14 protein-coding genes are annotated in these 15,885 nt (G+C 67.3%); 6 read left to right on the plus strand and 8 right to left on the minus strand.

What is annotated here, in order from left to right:
* Positions 1 to 31 precede the first annotated feature (31 nt).
* A complete protein-coding gene (locus tag ACK8CO_RS15925) occupies positions 32 to 433 on the plus strand; it encodes a hypothetical protein (RefSeq protein ID WP_414897263.1) in 402 nt (133 codons plus the stop codon).
* A gap of 166 nt (positions 434 to 599) precedes the next feature.
* Positions 600 to 2,003, plus strand: coding sequence for a UDP-N-acetylmuramoyl-L-alanine--D-glutamate ligase (gene murD / locus ACK8CO_RS15930; RefSeq protein WP_414897264.1), 1,404 nt, complete (start codon positions 600 to 602; stop codon positions 2,001 to 2,003).
* A 6-nt stretch (positions 2,004 to 2,009) separates the two neighbouring features.
* Here the strand turns inward: murD and ACK8CO_RS15935 are convergent, their stop codons facing one another.
* Complete coding sequence (locus ACK8CO_RS15935; protein WP_080616947.1) at positions 2,010 to 2,942, minus strand: L-lactate dehydrogenase; 933 nt, start codon at positions 2,940 to 2,942, stop codon at positions 2,010 to 2,012.
* Between the two features lie 331 nt (positions 2,943 to 3,273).
* Between ACK8CO_RS15935 and ACK8CO_RS15940 the strand changes: the two genes are divergently transcribed.
* The gene (locus ACK8CO_RS15940; protein WP_414897265.1) at positions 3,274 to 4,446 is read left to right on the plus strand and encodes a type III PLP-dependent enzyme; all 1,173 of its coding nucleotides are present in this window, start codon (positions 3,274 to 3,276) and stop codon (positions 4,444 to 4,446) included.
* Here ACK8CO_RS15940 and ACK8CO_RS15945 read toward each other — a convergent pair.
* The 7 genes from ACK8CO_RS15945 to ectA all read right to left on the minus strand — a co-directional run bounded on the left by ACK8CO_RS15945 (position 4,392) and on the right by ectA (position 12,786).
* Positions 4,392 to 5,078: an ATP-binding cassette domain-containing protein gene (locus ACK8CO_RS15945; RefSeq protein WP_414897266.1), complete on the minus strand. Its 687-nt coding sequence runs from the start codon at positions 5,076 to 5,078 to the stop codon at positions 4,392 to 4,394. The two genes, ACK8CO_RS15940 and ACK8CO_RS15945, sit on opposite strands and share 55 nt — an antisense overlap.
* Complete coding sequence (locus tag ACK8CO_RS15950) at positions 5,075 to 6,763, minus strand: ABC transporter permease (RefSeq protein ID WP_414897267.1); 1,689 nt, start codon at positions 6,761 to 6,763, stop codon at positions 5,075 to 5,077. Before ACK8CO_RS15950 ends, ACK8CO_RS15945 begins: the two co-directional genes overlap by 4 nt.
* A 5-nt stretch (positions 6,764 to 6,768) precedes the next feature.
* Entirely contained in the window at positions 6,769 to 7,986 is a 1,218-nt protein-coding gene (locus ACK8CO_RS15955) for an ABC transporter substrate-binding protein (protein WP_080616943.1), read from the minus strand.
* Positions 7,987 to 8,956: 970 nt separating this feature from the next.
* A complete protein-coding gene (locus ACK8CO_RS15960; RefSeq protein WP_414897268.1) occupies positions 8,957 to 10,387 on the minus strand; it encodes an aspartate kinase in 1,431 nt (476 codons plus the stop codon).
* A 105-nt stretch (positions 10,388 to 10,492) separates the two neighbouring features.
* Positions 10,493 to 10,888, minus strand: a complete 396-nt coding sequence (locus ACK8CO_RS15965) for an ectoine synthase (RefSeq protein WP_060834210.1) — start codon at positions 10,886 to 10,888, stop codon at positions 10,493 to 10,495.
* 4 nt (positions 10,889 to 10,892) lie between these two features.
* Positions 10,893 to 12,191 carry a diaminobutyrate--2-oxoglutarate transaminase gene (gene ectB, locus ACK8CO_RS15970; RefSeq protein WP_414897269.1) on the minus strand — a complete coding sequence of 433 codons (1,299 nt, stop codon included), beginning with the start codon at positions 12,189 to 12,191 and terminating at the stop codon, positions 10,893 to 10,895.
* Positions 12,192 to 12,246: 55 nt separating this feature from the next.
* Entirely contained in the window at positions 12,247 to 12,786 is a 540-nt protein-coding gene (gene ectA, locus ACK8CO_RS15975; RefSeq protein ID WP_414897270.1) for a diaminobutyrate acetyltransferase, read from the minus strand.
* 262 nt (positions 12,787 to 13,048) lie between these two features.
* Between ectA and ACK8CO_RS15980 the strand changes: the two genes are divergently transcribed.
* From ACK8CO_RS15980 to clpX, 3 genes are all read left to right on the plus strand, one after another.
* The gene (locus tag ACK8CO_RS15980; RefSeq protein ID WP_080616938.1) at positions 13,049 to 13,531 is read left to right on the plus strand and encodes a MarR family winged helix-turn-helix transcriptional regulator; all 483 of its coding nucleotides are present in this window, start codon (positions 13,049 to 13,051) and stop codon (positions 13,529 to 13,531) included.
* A gap of 284 nt (positions 13,532 to 13,815) precedes the next feature.
* Positions 13,816 to 14,445 carry an ATP-dependent Clp protease proteolytic subunit gene (locus ACK8CO_RS15985; protein WP_080616937.1) on the plus strand — a complete coding sequence of 210 codons (630 nt, stop codon included), beginning with the start codon at positions 13,816 to 13,818 and terminating at the stop codon, positions 14,443 to 14,445.
* Positions 14,446 to 14,616: 171 nt separating this feature from the next.
* On the plus strand, positions 14,617 to 15,882 hold the full coding sequence (gene clpX, locus ACK8CO_RS15990) for an ATP-dependent Clp protease ATP-binding subunit ClpX (protein WP_080616936.1): 1,266 nt from the start codon (positions 14,617 to 14,619) through the stop codon (positions 15,880 to 15,882).
* Positions 15,883 to 15,885 lie beyond the last annotated feature (3 nt).

Here is a 15,885-nt window from a genome sequence, read left to right on the forward strand (position 1 = left end):
GTCGGGCCGGGGTGGCCGAGGAGATAGAGAGATGCAGATGAACCCGGTCGAAGACACCTACAGCTATCTTTCGCCAGCCGCCCGGCTCGGCACCCCGTCCCTGCACGCGGTCACGCCCGACGTGAAGCTCAAATCCTGGAACGGCGTACCGCCCTATGCGGTCTGGGCGGGCCTTGGCTACCTGCTGGTTCTGGCGGTGATCTTCTCCGATCAGATCGTGCCCTATTGCGAGGCGAATTTCGCCCAGCCGCAGAACTGCGCGCCGATCTTCGGCAAGATCATCCCGATCTTCGTGGCGGGCATCATCCTGGCCCCGGCGCTTGCGGGCGCGGTGCAGCGCATGGGCGGCAACAAGGCCACCAGTCTGGTCTTCTCCTTTGCCGTGGCGGTGGTCCCGCCGGTGATGCTGGGCTGGTCCTACCTGCTGGGCTGAGCCGCAGAGACCCTGCGCGCGCCCTGAAATGCGTCCGCCTGTCCCCGACGATGGCAAGGGGGCGGGCCGCCCGTCCTTGCAGCGACCGGTCCGGCCCGTCTGCCGTGTCTTGCACCCGGCCCGTGCCGGGGGCATCGTCGCGCCGCTGAAAGCGAAAGGACAGGGCATGATTCCGGTGCGTGGTGTAGAGGGTCAGAAGCTGGCCGTTCTGGGGCTGGGCCGGTCGGGGCTGTCGGCGGCGCGGGCACTGCGCGCGGGCGGGGCCGAGGTTCTGGTCTGGGACGACAACGAGGCGGCGCGCGCTGCGGCCGGGGCCGAGGGCTTTGCCGTGGCCGATCCGACCCGCACGGGCGGTTTCGAGGGCGTGAGCGCGCTGATTGTGAGCCCCGGCATCCCGCATCTCTACCCCGGCCCGAACCGCGTGATCGCCGCCGCCTGGGCTGCGGGCGTGCCGGTCGACAACGATATCGGGCTGTTCTTCCGCTCGCTCGCGACCCCGGACTGGGACAGTTTCGACGCCCCCCCCAAGGTGATCGCGGTGACCGGCTCGAACGGCAAGTCGACGACCTCGGCGCTGATCCATCACCTGCTGGAAAGCTGCGGCCGCCCCAGCCAGCTGGCCGGCAATATCGGCCGCGGCGTACTGGATATCGATCCGCCGGGCGAGGGGGCGGTGGTGGTGCTGGAGCTGTCCTCTTACCAGACCGATCTGGCGCGGGCGCTGACCCCCGATATCGCGGTCTTCACCAATCTCTCGCCCGACCATCTTGACCGGCATGGCGGCCTTGGCGGCTATTTCGCGGCCAAGCGCCGGCTTTTCGCCGAGGGCGGGCCGGATCGCGCGATTATCGGCGTCGACGAGTCCGAGGGGATGTTCCTCGCCAACCAGCTGGCCGAGGGCGCGGCCGACGACCGGGTGATCCGGATCTCGTCGGGCCAGAAACTGACCGGGCCGGGCTGGATGGTCTTCGCCCGCAAGGGGTTCCTGACCGAATGGCGCAAGGGACGGCAGGTGGCCAGCATCGATCTGCGTGCCATCGCCGGACTGCCGGGGGCGCATAACCACCAGAATGCCTGTGCCTCCTATGCCGCGGCGCGTTGTCTGGGGATCGGACCGAAACAGATCGAGGAGGCCCTGGGCTCCTTCGCGGGGCTGCCCCATCGCAGCCAGCTGGTGGCCGAGGCGGGCGGCGTGCGCTTCGTCAATGACAGCAAGGCCACAAATGCGGCCAGTGCGGCGATGGCGCTGGCGGCCTTCCCGAAGATCCGCTGGATCTGCGGCGGGCTCGAGAAGGAGGGCGGTCTGGCGCCGCTTCTGCCCCATCTCGGCCATGTCGAGAAGGCCTATGTGATCGGGCGCGAGGCGGCGGGTTTCGCGCTGCATCTCAAGGACATCCCGCATGAGGTCTGCACCACGATGGAGGCCGCGGTCGCCCGCGCCGCCGACGAGGCGCAGCCGGGCGAGGTGGTGCTTCTGGCGCCCGCCGCGGCCAGCTTCGATCAGTATGACAGCTTCGAGCGCCGCGGCGAGGATTTCATGGCCCGGGTGCAGGCGCGGCTCGGCGCCTGAGCCAATCTATAGTCCCAGCGCGTCCGAGGTCTCGCGCAGCATCCGCGCACTGGCCGTCAGCGCCGCGACCTCTTCGGTATCGAGCGTCGGCATCAGGGTCGAACGGATGCCCTGCGCGCCGACCACGCGCGGCAGCGACAGCGCCACATTGCGCACCCCCGTCACCTCTGGGGTGACCAGCGACAGCGACATCACCGCGCCCTCGTCGCGGCCGATGGCCTCGACGATCCGGGCAAGCCCCGCGCCGATGCCGTAATTCGTGGCGCCCTTGCCCTCGATGATCCGGTAGGCCGCGCGCCTGACGCCGTCATCGATCCGGGCGCGGACATCGGCGGTGATCGCCGAGCCAAGCTGGGCCGCGACCGAGTTCAGCGGTTCCGAGCCGACCCGCGCGCCCGACCAGCCCAGCACCTCGCTGTCGCCATGCTCGCCCAGCACATAGCCATGGATCGATTGCGGCGCGATGCCCAGGTGATGCGCGACGAGGCTGCGGAACCGGGCGGTGTCGAGGATCGTGCCCGAGCCGAAGACCCGCCCCGGGGCGAGCCCGGCGAGCTTCGCCGTCACATGCGTCATCACATCGACCGGATTGGTCGCGACCAGGAGGATCGGGTCGGGGACTGCGCGCAGCACCGCCCTGATCACGTCCTCGAAGACCGCCGCATTGCGTTCGAGCAGCGCAAGACGGCTTTCGCCGGGCTTCTGGCCCACACCCGCCGCCAGGATCACCACATCGGCCCCCGCAAGCGCCTCGTAGCCGCCCGCCTCGACCGCAACCGCCGCGGTGAAGGGCGCCGCATGGGCGATGTCCTGGGCCTGGGCAAGTGCCAGGGCCTCGCTGCGGTCGACCAGTACGATCCGGCTGGCGGCCCCGGTCAGTGCCAGCGCATAGCCCGCTGCCGAGCCCACCATGCCCGCGCCCACGATTCCTACCTTCATCCGTCGCTCCTGTCTGACAGAGATACAACTTGGACGCGTTCTGGACGGCCGGGGCGCCCGGTGCAACGCTTTCTTAACAACCCTTTGTTCTTCGTGATGAAAATACCCGATTCCGTGGGGCCGTGCCGACCCTTTGGTTCACGGTTTCGTGTGGCGTGTAGAAAAAAACGACTCGCTCCGGATTTTCTATTGAACCGACTCAGCACCGGCCCTATGTGGCCGCCTTACAGACGCCAACGCACGCGCCTCTGGCCCTCATGGTCACGTAGCGACGGTAACGTCTCCCTTGGAACTGAGCGGTCATATATGGCCGGGTCTATTGGAGATGACCATGTACGCTACGCAAGCCGATTTCGTCGGCGGCACCGATATGCTGTCGCCTTCCCGCGTCGAAACCTTCATCCGCGCCAACAGCTTCGAGCGTCCGACGCTGGTGCTTGACACCGACCGTGTCGCCGACCGCTTCCACGCTCTGCGCGCGGGCCTCGGTCAGGCGGCCATCCATTACGCGGTCAAGGCCAACCCCGCCCGCGAGATCGTCGAACGTCTGGTCGGCCTCGGCTGCCATTTCGACGCCGCCTCGCGTGGCGAGATCGAGCTGTGCCTCGGGCTCGGTGCCGCGCCGCATCAGATCTCCTTCGGCAACACCGTCAAGCGCGTCGCCGATATCGACTTCGCGCATCGCGCGGGCATCACGCTTTTCGCCGCCGATGCCGAGGAAGAGCTGGACAAGATCGCCGAGCACGCCCCGGGCGCCGAGGTCTATATCCGCGTCCTTGTCACTGCCACCGAGGCCGACTGGCCGCTCAGCCGCAAGTTCGGCTGCGCCCCCTCGAAGGTCGCGCCGCTGATGGCGCGGGCGGTCGCGCTGGGCCTGCGTCCGGCCGGACTGTCCTTCCATGTCGGCAGCCAGACCCGTCGCGCCGAGATGTGGGTGCCGGTGCTGAACGAGGTGGCCGAGATCTGGCATGCCGCGCGTGCCGAGGGCTACGATCTGGACCTTCTGAACATCGGCGGTGGCTTCCCGGCCTACTACGGCGAAGAGGTGCAGCCGCCCGCGCTTTACGCGGCCGAGGTGATGCGGCTGGTGAGCGAGCGTTTCGGCGCGGTGCAGCGCGTGATGGCCGAGCCGGGCCGCGGCATGGTGGCCGAGGCGGGCGCCATCGCGGCCGAGGTGATGCTGGTCTCGCAGAAATCCGACGACGATACCTATCGCTGGGTCTATCTGGATATCGGCAAGTTCTCGGGGCTCGCCGAAACTATGGACGAGGCGATCCGCTACCAGTTCGCGACCGATCGCGATCACGAGCCCACCGCGCCCTGCATCCTGGCCGGTCCGTCCTGCGACAGCGCCGACGTGCTTTACGAAAAGCGTCCGGTGCAACTGCCGGTGGGGCTGCGCTCGGGCGACAAGGTCATCATCCGCAATTGCGGGGCCTATACCTCGACCTATTCCTCTGTCGGCTTCAACGGCTTCCCGCCTCTGGACGTCGTCGTCATCTGATCCGACAGCGCGATCACCGGGCCGCCTGCCGCCTCGGCATCGGCCCGGTCATGGGTGACCAGCAGGACCGGCAGGCCACGCTCCCGCGCACGGGCAAAGACCAGCGCACGGATCTGGTCCCGGAGTGCCGCGTCGAGCCGTGAGAAGGGCTCGTCCAGCAACAGGGCCTGCGGCTCGGCGAGTAGCATCCGCATCAACGCGACCCGTGCCTTCTGCCCGCCCGAGAGCGTGGCCGGATCGCGGCTGGCAAATCCGGCCATGCCGATCTCGTCCAGGGCGGCCTCGATCCGCGCGCCGCGGGCCTTGCGGCCGCGAAGCGCCCGGGGCAGGGCGAAGGCGAGATTGCCGCCGACGCTGAGATGGGGAAACAGCAGCTCGTCCTGATAGAGGATGCCGATCCGCCGGTCTTCGGGCGGCAGCCTCGTCACCTCGCGCCCGTTCAGCACCACGCGGCCGGTCATGGTGAAGGCCGGGGGCAACGTGCCGATCACCGCCGCCAGCAGCGTCGACTTGCCCGAGCCCGAGGGGCCCATCACGCTGAGAACCTCGCCGGGGGCGACATCGGCCTCGACCGCGATCAGCGGCACGGGCCCCCGGGCGATGGTGATATTCTCAAGCCGCAGCCCCGTCATCCGGCCCCTCGCATCCCGCGGCGGTGGCGGTAGATCAGCCGGGGGGCTGCCAGCGCAAGCGCGAAGGGGGCTGCGACAAGGACGGTCTGGACCAGCACGGTCACGCCGATGATCCGCCGGTCGCCGCCTGCGGCCAGTGCCACCGCCTCGGTCGTGAGGGTCCTGATCCGCCCGCCGCCGGGCAGCAGCGTCGGCAGATATTGCCCGACCGAGACCGCGAAACCCACCGCTGCGGCGGTCAGGACCGGCGCCAGCAGCATCGGCAGCCGCACCATCCGGAAGATGCGTCCGGGCCCTGCGCCAAGGGCCGCGGCCACGGTGGCATGGCGCGGGTCCCAGGCCCGCCAGGGCGCAGAGAGCGCGAGAAAGACATAGGGCAGCACGAAGACCAGATGGGCCAGCACCACCGTGCCGCGCCCGGTTCCCGCGCCGAGGCTCAGCGCAAGGGTCTGAAGCCCCGGCAGGAAAGCCACCTGCGGCACCAGCAGCGGCAGGTACAGAAGCCAGAGGCTGCGACTGCCGGGGGCAAGCCCGAAGCGATGCTCTGCCTCGAGGCAGGCCAGCGTCAGGGCCAGCGCCAGGGCGGTGGCCAGACCGGCCAGCAGCAGCGTCTCGCGCGCGGGCGCGATCAGGGCCGGGCCGTGGCGCGCCCAGCTTCGCAGCCCGATGCCGTCGGGCAGGGCGTCGGGAAAGCCCCAGAAGCCCGCGACCGACCAGAGCGCGAGTCCGGCGAGCCCGAGGATCACCGCCGCCGCCGCCAGCGCCGCAAGTCCCAGACCGGCGGCGCGCAGCACCGGCTCTGCCAGCCGGCGCGCGCCGCCCTCGGCCCAGCGGCGTCCGAGCCGGGCCGCCGCCAGCTCGCCCAGTCGCCAGAGCCCCAGCGCCGCGAGGACCAGCCCCAGTTGCAGCACCGCGCCCGCGGCGGCCTGGAATCTGAGGCTCAGGTCGGGATCGGACATCCAGCGCACCACCTGCACCGACAGCGGCGGCGGCGTCGAGGGGCCAAGCACGATCGCCACATCGACCGCCGACATCGAATAGGCCAGCACCGCATAGACCGGCAGCCGGATCTGGGCATAGACCGCCGGGAAGACCGCCTTGAGCCAGCCGGTCGTCCGCCCGTATCCCAGCGCCCGGGCGATGGTCAGCCGCCGGGCGGGTGAGGCCTGCGGCAGGGCGGCCAGCGTCATCAGAAGCAGGAACGGGATCTCCTTTGCTGCGAGCCCGGCGATCATCGCAATCCCCAGCGGGTCCTGCAGGATCAGGAGATCGGGCGGGCGCTGCCAGCCGGTGGCCCAGGGCGACAGTGCGCGCAGGATCCAGCCCGAGGGCGCGATCAGGAAGGCCAGCCCCAGCGCGGCGGCCACATGCGGCACCGCCAGAAGCGGCGAGAGCAGCCGCTCGAGCAGGGCCATCGCCCGCGTGCCAGACCATCCGGCGGCAAACAGTGTGACCGTGCCAAGCGCGATCAGCGTCGCGGCCAGGCCGGTGCCGACCGACAGCCCGATTGCGCGCGGCAGGCCCGGCCAGGCGGCCAGGGCGCGGGCAGGTTCGAGGCTGAGCGCGTGTCCTCCCAGCGCCGGCAAGACCCCCAGCGCCGGGGCCAGCGTCCCGGCGAGCCCGGCCAGGACCGGCCCCAGCATCAGGACAAGCGTCAGCGCGGGCGCGGCGCGCAGCGGGCGCATGGGGCTCAGGGTGCCACGCCGTAGCGCGCGATCCAGTCGGCCTCGAGCCGGGTCGCCCAGGAGGGATGCGGCTCGGGCAAAGCGGGGCCAAGCTCGGCGGGCGAGAGTGTGGCGATGCCAAGATCGAGCGCCTCGAACCGGGCGCGGTCCCCGGGGGCAAGCTTGTCCATCGCCAGCACCGTGCCATAGCCCAGAATGTCGGGGTCCTGGGCCTGGGCCTGCGCCTCGGGCGACAGAAGGAAATTCGCCAGCACCATCGCGCCCGCCCTGGCCGAAGCGTTGTAGGGGATGGCGACGAAGCTGGCATTGCCGATGGTGCCGCCCTCCAGAACGAAGGTCCGGACCGTGTCGGGCAGTTGCCCATTGGAAATGGCGGTCGAGGCCTCGCCCGGGCTGAACGAGATCGCAAGGTCGATCTCGCCATCGGCCATCAGTTGCAGCTGTTGCGGGCCGGATTGCGGATAGGCCCGGCCCTGCCGCCACAGATGCGGGGTCAGTTCGTCGAGAAAGGCCCAGAGCGGCGCGGTGACGGCGGCGTAATCGGCCTCGTCGGTGGGCTTTTGCAGAACCGACGGGGCGGGGGCCAGTTCGTACAGCGCCTGCTTGAGGAAGGTCGTGCCGAGAAAATCGGGCGGCTGCGGATAGGTGAAGCGGCCCGGATGGGCGCGGGCCCAGTCCAGAAGCGCGGGCATGGTCTTCGGCGGTTCGGCCAGCCGGGCGGTGTCGTGATAGAACACCACCTGCGCCATCGCCCAGGGCGCCTCGAAGCCCTCGGTCGGGACGGTGAAATCGGCGGTCACGGCGGGCTTGCCCTCGGTATCGACATAGCGCCAGTTGGGCAGATCCCAGGCCCAGGGGCCGTAAAGGAGCCCGGCCTCCTTCATCGCCGCGAAATTGGGGCCGTTGATCCAGATCAGGTCGATGGCGCCGCCGGTGTCCTTGCCGGCGGTCTTTTCGGCCAGCACCCGGCTGACCGCGTCGGCGGTATCGGCCAGCTTCACATGTTCGACCGTCACGCCGTAGCGGTCCCCGACCTCGTTTGCGGCCCAGCGGATGAAGTCGTTCGTCGCTGCGGCCCCGCCCCAGGCGTTCCAGTAGACGGTCTGCCCCTCGGCCTCGGCCAGCAGGGCGGGCCAGTCGGCCGGATCGGAGGCGAGGTCGGAGGAGGGGGCAGGGGAAGCCAGCAGGCCCAGCGTGACGGCAAGGGGGGCGAAGCGGCGCATGCGGGGTCTCCTGAAGAAGGGCCGGGGCGTTGCGGATGTCCCGGCCGGTTATGGCTGACGGGGCGGACGCCGCCAAGACGCGCATTTCCGGGGCGCCCGTATCGACCGGTCCTCCGGATGATGTGGGCGACCGTCATCTGTCAGGGTAAGCGGACAGCGATGCATGACAAGGGCAGAGAGCGAGAGAGGCGGGCGGAGCGGTGCGCGGCCGCGCACGTTTTACCGGAGGGCCAATCAGGGGGTTTTCCCCAACTTGCGCCAAAGGCCGAATTGCGCGAGAATAATTCAAGAAAAGGAACTGTCGGCCGGGGTGCAGTCGTTCTTTCTGGGTTATTCGGTCGAGTTTCGTGCGTTGTTTTGCACAGCTTCGACCGACGGTTCCTTTTCTATATGCCCCCTTTTTACGATGCGCCCGGAGGTCCCTTTTCGCAGGGGGCCGTTTCGTGGTGGCATCAATCTTTTCGGCGGGGGCGCCCGGCCCGTGCTTTGAACGCAAGCGGTGCCATGTCTGATCCCTGCCGATTGTGCGACGCGCAGGGGGCGCGCCCGGCCCCTCGTTTCCCGGGACCGCAGGGCGGGCCACAGGCGGAGGCGCGGCGCTTTGGGTTTACATCTCAAATGCATAACGCGTTTTTCGGGCAAGGCGGTTGCCAGCCGAAGTACATGGGGGCCGCCGGAGCGGGGGCCTCAAACGGGCCCGGGAGGCGTAATCGCAAAGGAACAGGCGCCGGCGTCCGAGGCCGAAAATGAAATAACTTCAGGACAGGCGTGAGATCGCAAAAGCGGGGCGGCAGATGCCGCAACCGCATCGGGTTCCGCTTTTGCAGGCTGATGAAATCAAAGCGGGTCGCGGCCCGATATGACCGCGACCCGAAGCTCTTTTCGCGGCGCTGACGCTTGCCGCAACCTTTCCCTGCTGGCCAAAAGGCCCGACCGGCGGACGAAGGCGGCCGTCACGGGCCCCGCCGGGTCAGGCGGCAATTGCCTCCTGCTGGCAATCTTCTTCGACCAGGGCTGCATGCAATGCCCGGATCGCGGGCTCCATGTCCTCGCGCGGGACCACGAACTGGGCATCGACATCGCGCGTGGTCTGCTGCACGGCAACCGGCTCGATCCCGGCCGCATCGAGCGCCGCGAGACCGCGGGCCAGCACCTTCAGCCCCTTCAGGTCGCGCCCGATCGCCGCCACCACCGCGAGATTGCGCGCGGTCAGCGTGGCGCCCGGGAACTTGGCCTCGAGATCGCGCTCGACCCGGCGCACCAGCTTCAGCGGCGCGTCGAGATAATGGGTGATGGTGTTGGCATTGGAGGTCTTGGCGACGATCCGCACCTTGTGCCGGGTCAGCACGTCGAGGATGGCGCTGTCGTACCCCTTCACGCCGACCATGTCCTGTTCGAACAGTTCGAGCGCATAGACCCCGAGCCCGGTCACCATCTCGACCCGCGGCGCCTCGCCCTCGGCATCGTCGATCAGCGTGCCCGGATCCTCTGGCTCGAAGGCGTTGGTCACACGCAACGGAATGCCCGCCTGCCGGAGCATCTTGGCGGCCTTCGGATGAACTGCCTCCATGCCCATGTTCGACAGCTGGTCGGCCACGTCGTAATTGGTATGGCCCATCTTCACCACCGCCTCGGCGCCGACCAGTTTCGGATCGGCCGAGGAGAGGTGGAACTCCTTGTGGATGATCGCCTCGCCGGCGCCGGTGAGGGCAGCGATCCGGGCGAAGGTCACCTCGGAATAGCCGCGGTCGAATTCGGCCATCAGCCCCTCGGAGCATTGCGCATAGCCGGTCACGATCGGCATCTCGTGGAAGATGTCGACATCGCGCAGGCCCTCGATGATGCGTTCCTCGAGGGTGCATTCGGTCTCGTCGCGCCAGCCCGACAGATCGACGAAGCGCGCATCGATCCCCCGGCGGCGCAAAAGCGCTGCGGTCACGAAAGCCGACTGCGCCTCGCCCAGCCCCGACAGCAGCTCGCGGATCAGCCCCATGTGATGGGCCAGCCGGAAATGGCCGTAGGAACAGAGCCGCTGCAGGTCGATCAGGCAGGACCGCGCGCCCTCGATCCGCTCGCGCACGAAATCGTCGGCGGCGGCGATGTCGGCGGGATGGTCGAGGACCCGGCCATGGGCCTCGCGCATCGCGCCCGCGACGCGGTTCAGCGCGTCCGACCAGGCATGATCATTGTCGGCATTGGAAAACAGCCCGTAGACCCCGGGCTCTCCGGTCTTCTTCTGTTCGAGCAGCAGGTCGGTGATGCCGCCGAAGGCCGAGACCACGAAGATGCGGCCGTATTCCGGGGCCTCGCGGCCGCGGGTGAAAAGCGTGTCCACAAGCTCGTGGACGCGCGCCATGGAGGTGCCGCCGATCTTCTCGACGGTATGCTGTCGCTTGGTCACTGTCGTTGCGCCCGCCGGGTTGCCCCGGGGCGTCCTGTCATTGGGGCAGGTCTCGGGCCGACCCGCGGGCTGGCCCGGGGCCAGCCAGGGGCCGGTCCTGCGGGTTCAGTCGGCAAGCTCTTCCACGGGGGCATAGGAGCCATCCTCGCGGTGAACCTCGGTGCCGGTGACCGGCGGGTTGAAGCAGCAGGCCATCACCAGCTCCTCTTCGGCACGGAGCGTGTGGTGGTCGTGCTGGTCGAGCGCGTACATCACGCCCGGGCGGATCTGATAGGTCTCGCCCGAGGCCAGATCGGTGATCGAGCCCTTGCCCGAGATGCAGTAGACGCTTTCGAAATGGTGCTTATAGTGGAACGTGTGTTCCGAACCGGCCTGCAGCACCGTGATGTGGAAGGAAAAGCCCATCCCATCATCGGCCAGCAGCATCCTGACCGAGGTCCAGCGCGCATCCGAGACCGCGCGGTCGGTATCCTTGAGTTTGTGAAAATCGCGAATAATCATTGTCTTACTCCGCTGCCATGGCGAAAGGGACGCAGGCCTCCACGGCCGCGTCGAGAATATCGAGCCCCTTGCGAAACTGCTCCATCGGGATGGTCAGCGGCGCCAGCACCTTGACCACCTCGTCATGCGCGCCCGAGGTCTCGATGATCAGGCCGCGCCGGAAGCATTCGGCGCAGATCCGTCCGGCGAGGGCGCCGTCGCCCAGGTCGATGCCGCGCATCATGCCGCGGCCCTTGAGCGTCGCGCCCCCGACCCGGTTGCCGATCTGGCTCAGCCGCTCTTCGAGCACCTGCGATTTCAGCGCGACTTCGTTGCGCAGGTCGTCATCGGCCCAGAATTTCTCCAGCGCGATGCGGGCGGTCACGAAGGCATGGGTATTGCCGCGGAAGGTGCCGTTATGCTCGGCCGGCTTCCAGATGTCGTGTTCGGGCCGGATCAGCGTGCAGGCGAAGGGCAGCCCGAAGCCAGACAGCGACTTGGCCAGCGTCACCATGTCGGGGTCGATGCCCATATGGTCGAAGCTGAAGAAGCTGCCGGTGCGGCCGATCCCGGCCTGGATGTCGTCGACGATGAAGAGCGCGCCGTGTTTCTTCGCCAGCCGCTCCAGCCCCTGGGCCCATTCGCAGGAGGCGGCATTCAGCCCGCCTTCGCCCTGCACCAGCTCGACGATGAAGGCGGCGGGGGCGTCGATGCCCGAGGAGGGGTTCGACAACATCGCGTCGAGATGCTCGAGCGTGTCGAGATCGCCCATCGAATTCTCGAACGGCATATGGGTCACGTCGGGCAGCGGAACGCCCGCGCCGCCGCGCTTGCCGGAATTCCCGGTCAGCGCCAGCGCGCCCAGCGTCATGCCGTGAAAGCCGTTGGTGAAGGCGATCACATTGCGCCGTCCGGTGACCTTGCGCGCGAGTTTCAGCGCCGCCTCGACCGCATTGGTCCCGGTCGGGCCGGTCATCATCACCCGATGCTCCATGCCGCGGGGATGCAGGATGTGGTGCTCGAAGGCGGTCAGGAAGGCGGCCTTCTCCTCGGTGTGAAGATCGAGCGCATGGGCGAGGCCGTTCTGCTCGAGATGCGCGATCAGCGCGGCCTTCATGTCGGGATCGTTATGGCCGTAATTCAGCGACGAACAGCCCGCCAGGAAGTCGATATAGGTATTGCCATCGGCATCGGTCAGCGTCGCGCCCTCTGCGCGGGCAAAGCTGACGGGGAAGTTGCGGCAATAGGACCGGACCTCCGATTCGCGTCGGTCGTAAATGGTGGGTTCGGCAATGGTGGTTTCGGCTGTCTCGACAGTCGACATGGGAACGTCCTCGGATTTCTGAAAAAGGAAAAGGTGAAAGACGGAACGCGTTAGCTTACGCGGCCCGGGACAGCGCCTCGGCCAGACGGATCGTCACCATGTGCTCGGTGGCGTGGCGACCGTCGAAATGCTCGCTCCTGGTGAAATGGGGCGTATCCTCGATCCGGGCGCCGAGCCTGCGGGCAAAGCCGCGGAACAGCCCCCAGGACGCGTCGTTGTCGCGGGTGATGGTGGTCTGCAGCCGCATCACGCCGTCGCAGGCCTCGCGTTCCAGCAGCTCGAACAGCATCCGCCGCCCGAGGCCGCGACCGCGCGCCTTGTCCGACACGGCGACCTGCCAGACGAACAGGGTCTCGGGGGCGTCCGGAAGCCTGTAGGCCGAGATCCAGCCCACCGCTTCGCCGTCCATTTCCGCCAGGATGCAGGTGTCGGCGAAGTGGTCGCACTGGATCAGATTGCAGTACATCGAATTCTCGTCGAGCGGCTTGCAGGCGCGGACCAGAGCCCAGACCGCGGCCCCATCCTCGCCGGTTGGCGGTCGGAATGTGATGGGCGCCTCGGCGCGCCGGGGGCTGGACTGGATCGTGAGTGCCATGGTTCTGCTGTCCTCCTTGTGGCTCGGGTCTTTCAATATAGTTAGTCTTGCGAAATTTCAATATGCCGATGCAAAAGGCACAAAATTTGGTATAAAGCCGCCTAAATGAGCTAAGAAGTGCGGATCATCTAGGCGGAAAACAACCCCGAATTGTGCGATCTGCTTCGGGGCAGTTTGTCTTGCGAAGCTCATTGCCCTTGCGCCCGTCCGCGATTGATGAAAATCGTTCTCCGTCAGTGTGCTGCCGGAAGATGGAGGTGGTATGAAACGGTCCGAACTGAGCCTTGTCGCGTTGCGGCGGATCCTGAGGGCAACCGAGCTTTACGGCCGGGAATTGGCGCGTGCCGCGGGGCTGACCGCGGTACAGATTCGCGTGTTGCAGATCGTGGCCGAGACCGGGCAGAGCACGCCGAAGACCATCGCCACCCGGATGGGGGTGTCGCAGGCGACGATGACCACGCTGATCGACCGGCTGGTCGCCAAGGGGCTTGTCGACCGGCGGCGCTCGGAAACCGACCGGCGGCAGATGATCATCGCCATCACCGGGCTTGGCCGCGAGTCGATCGACCGCGCCCCCGATCCGCTGCATGATCGCTACGTGATCGCCTTCGAGAGGCTGCCGGACTGGGAACAGGCGATGCTGGTGGCCGCGCTCGAGCGGGTCGCGTCGCTGCTCGATGCGGGCAATCTCGATGCGGCGCCGGTTCTCGATCTGGGCGATATCCGGAAGACACTGCCCGAATAACAGGCACAGCGAACACGGCGCGCGGGCCGGCTTGGTCCTGCGTCGCGATGTTGCGGTGCCGCCCGATCTTCCGCCGAACCCCGTCCTTGCCGCGTTGGTGCCGCGTGCCCTGCGCTTTGCATCGCGGTCGGGGCGGGCGTCGCGGCCCGGGGGGGCGGAGAAAGGAAAAGCGGCTATGGCCCTTGCAGGGAGTCTGGTGCGAAACTAAGACTCTTCCGACACGCGGGCTGACAGGCCGGACCCGTCAGCATCCAACGGCCGAATGTACCCAGAGGCAGGCGACTATGACCGACATGATCGAGCATTACATGAACAACCTGGTGCCCATGGTGGTCGAGCAGACCTCGCGCGGCGAACGGGCCTATGACATCTTCTCGCGCCTGCTGAAGGAGCGGATCATCTTCATCACCGGCCCGATCCATGACGGCATGTCGAGCCTGATCGTGGCCCAGCTCCTGCATCTCGAGGCCGAGAACCCGTCCAAAGAGATCTCCATGTATATCAACAGCCCGGGAGGCGTTGTGACCTCGGGGCTCTCGATCTACGACACCATGCAGTACATCAAGCCCAAGGTCTCGACCCTGGTGGTGGGGCAGGCGGCCTCGATGGGCTCGCTGCTCCTGACCGCGGGCGCGCCGGGAATGCGCTTCTCGCTGCCCAACAGCCGGATCATGGTGCACCAGCCCTCGGGCGGCTTCCAGGGCCAGGCGACGGACATCATGATCCATGCCCAGGAGACCCAGAAGCTGAAGGACCGGCTGAACCAGATCTACGTGAAGCATACCGGTCAGGATCTTCAGAGCGTGATCGACGCGCTCGAGCGCGACAACTTCATGGATGCCGAGACGGCGAAGGACTGGGGCCTGATCGACGAGATCGTCGAAAGCCGCAGCGCCCTCGAAGAGAAGAAGTAACCGCCGCCACCCCGGGGCGGGGCCGGACCGGCCCTGCGCCAGGGTGAGGAATTTGACATTGTGCCCCGCTCCGCCTTGCCCTACCCTGATCGGAAGGCCGAGGTGACCGGGGAAGGCGAGGCGTTCCTGCCCGGTGCAGGACCGCACAGACCACGACCGCAGAGGACCGACATGGCGACGAATTCCGGCAGCGACTCGAAGAACACGCTTTACTGCTCGTTCTGCGGCAAGAGCCAGCATGAAGTGCGCAAGCTTATCGCCGGGCCGACCGTTTTCATCTGCGACGAATGCGTCGAGCTGTGCATGGACATCATCCGCGAGGAGACCAAGTCCTCGGGGCTGAAGTCGACCGATGGCGTGCCCACCCCCCGCGACATCTGCGAGGTGCTGGACGATTACGTGATCGGCCAGATGCATGCCAAGCGGGTGCTGTCCGTCGCTGTGCACAACCATTACAAGCGGCTCAATCATGGCGCCAAATCCGCCGATATCGAGCTGGCGAAATCGAACATCCTGCTGATCGGCCCGACCGGCTGCGGCAAGACCCTTCTGGCGCAGACACTTGCGCGCATTCTCGACGTGCCCTTCACCATGGCGGATGCGACCACGCTGACCGAGGCGGGCTATGTCGGCGAGGATGTCGAGAACATCATTCTCAAGCTGCTTCAGGCGTCCGAATACAATGTCGAGCGCGCGCAGCGCGGCATCGTCTATATCGACGAGGTCGACAAGATCACCCGCAAGTCCGACAATCCCTCGATCACCCGCGACGTGTCGGGCGAGGGCGTGCAGCAGGCGCTTCTGAAGATCATGGAGGGCACTGTCGCCTCGGTGCCGCCGCAGGGCGGGCGCAAGCATCCGCAACAGGAATTCCTGCAGGTCGACACCACCAATATCCTCTTCATCTGCGGCGGTGCCTTCGCTGGCCTCGAGAAGATCATCTCGCAGCGCGGCAAGGGCTCGGCCATCGGTTTCGGCGCCGATGTGAAGGATAACGATTCGCGCGGAATCGGCGAAGTGTTCACCGAACTCGAACCCGAGGATCTGCTGAAATTCGGCCTGATCCCCGAATTCGTCGGCCGTCTGCCGGTGATCGCCACCCTGACCGATCTGGACGAGTCCGCGCTGGTGCAGATCCTGACCGCGCCGAAGAACGCGCTGGTCAAGCAGTATCAGCGGCTGTTCGAGCTGGAAGATACCCAGCTGACCTTCACCGAGGATGCGCTGTCCGCCATCGCCAAGCGCGCCATCGCGCGCAAGACCGGTGCGCGCGGTCTGCGGTCGATCATGGAGGATATCCTGCTCGACACCATGTTCGATCTGCCGGGCATGGATGCGGTGCAGGAGGTCGTGGTCAACGAGGAAGCGGTCAATGCCGATGCCGCGCCCCTGATGATCTATGCTGACAGCAAGAAGGAAGGAAAGACCGCGGGCTGAGGT

It is taken from the genome of Rhodovulum sp. HP10, assembly GCF_047553435.1.
Classification (GTDB): Bacteria; Pseudomonadota; Alphaproteobacteria; order Rhodobacterales; family Rhodobacteraceae; genus Rhodovulum.

Bases quoted from the DNA above. Each gene is read 5' to 3' on its own strand.
- ACK8CO_RS15925 (WP_414897263.1), top strand. From the start codon at position 32: ATGCAGATGAACCCGGTCGAAGACACCTACAGCTATCTTTCGCCAGCC.
- murD (WP_414897264.1), top strand. From the start codon at position 600: ATGATTCCGGTGCGTGGTGTAGAGGGTCAGAAGCTGGCCGTTCTGGGG.
- ACK8CO_RS15935 (WP_080616947.1), bottom strand. From the start codon at position 2,942: ATGAAGGTAGGAATCGTGGGCGCGGGCATGGTGGGCTCGGCAGCGGGC.
- ACK8CO_RS15940 (WP_414897265.1), top strand. From the start codon at position 3,274: ATGTACGCTACGCAAGCCGATTTCGTCGGCGGCACCGATATGCTGTCG.
- ACK8CO_RS15945 (WP_414897266.1), bottom strand. From the start codon at position 5,078: ATGACGGGGCTGCGGCTTGAGAATATCACCATCGCCCGGGGGCCCGTG.
- ACK8CO_RS15950 (WP_414897267.1), bottom strand. From the start codon at position 6,763: ATGCGCCCGCTGCGCGCCGCGCCCGCGCTGACGCTTGTCCTGATGCTG.
- ACK8CO_RS15955 (WP_080616943.1), bottom strand. From the start codon at position 7,986: ATGCGCCGCTTCGCCCCCCTTGCCGTCACGCTGGGCCTGCTGGCTTCC.
- ACK8CO_RS15965 (WP_060834210.1), bottom strand. From the start codon at position 10,888: ATGATTATTCGCGATTTTCACAAACTCAAGGATACCGACCGCGCGGTC.
- ectB (WP_414897269.1), bottom strand. From the start codon at position 12,191: ATGTCGACTGTCGAGACAGCCGAAACCACCATTGCCGAACCCACCATT.
- ectA (WP_414897270.1), bottom strand. From the start codon at position 12,786: ATGGCACTCACGATCCAGTCCAGCCCCCGGCGCGCCGAGGCGCCCATC.
- ACK8CO_RS15980 (WP_080616938.1), top strand. From the start codon at position 13,049: ATGAAACGGTCCGAACTGAGCCTTGTCGCGTTGCGGCGGATCCTGAGG.
- ACK8CO_RS15985 (WP_080616937.1), top strand. From the start codon at position 13,816: ATGACCGACATGATCGAGCATTACATGAACAACCTGGTGCCCATGGTG.
- clpX (WP_080616936.1), top strand. From the start codon at position 14,617: ATGGCGACGAATTCCGGCAGCGACTCGAAGAACACGCTTTACTGCTCG.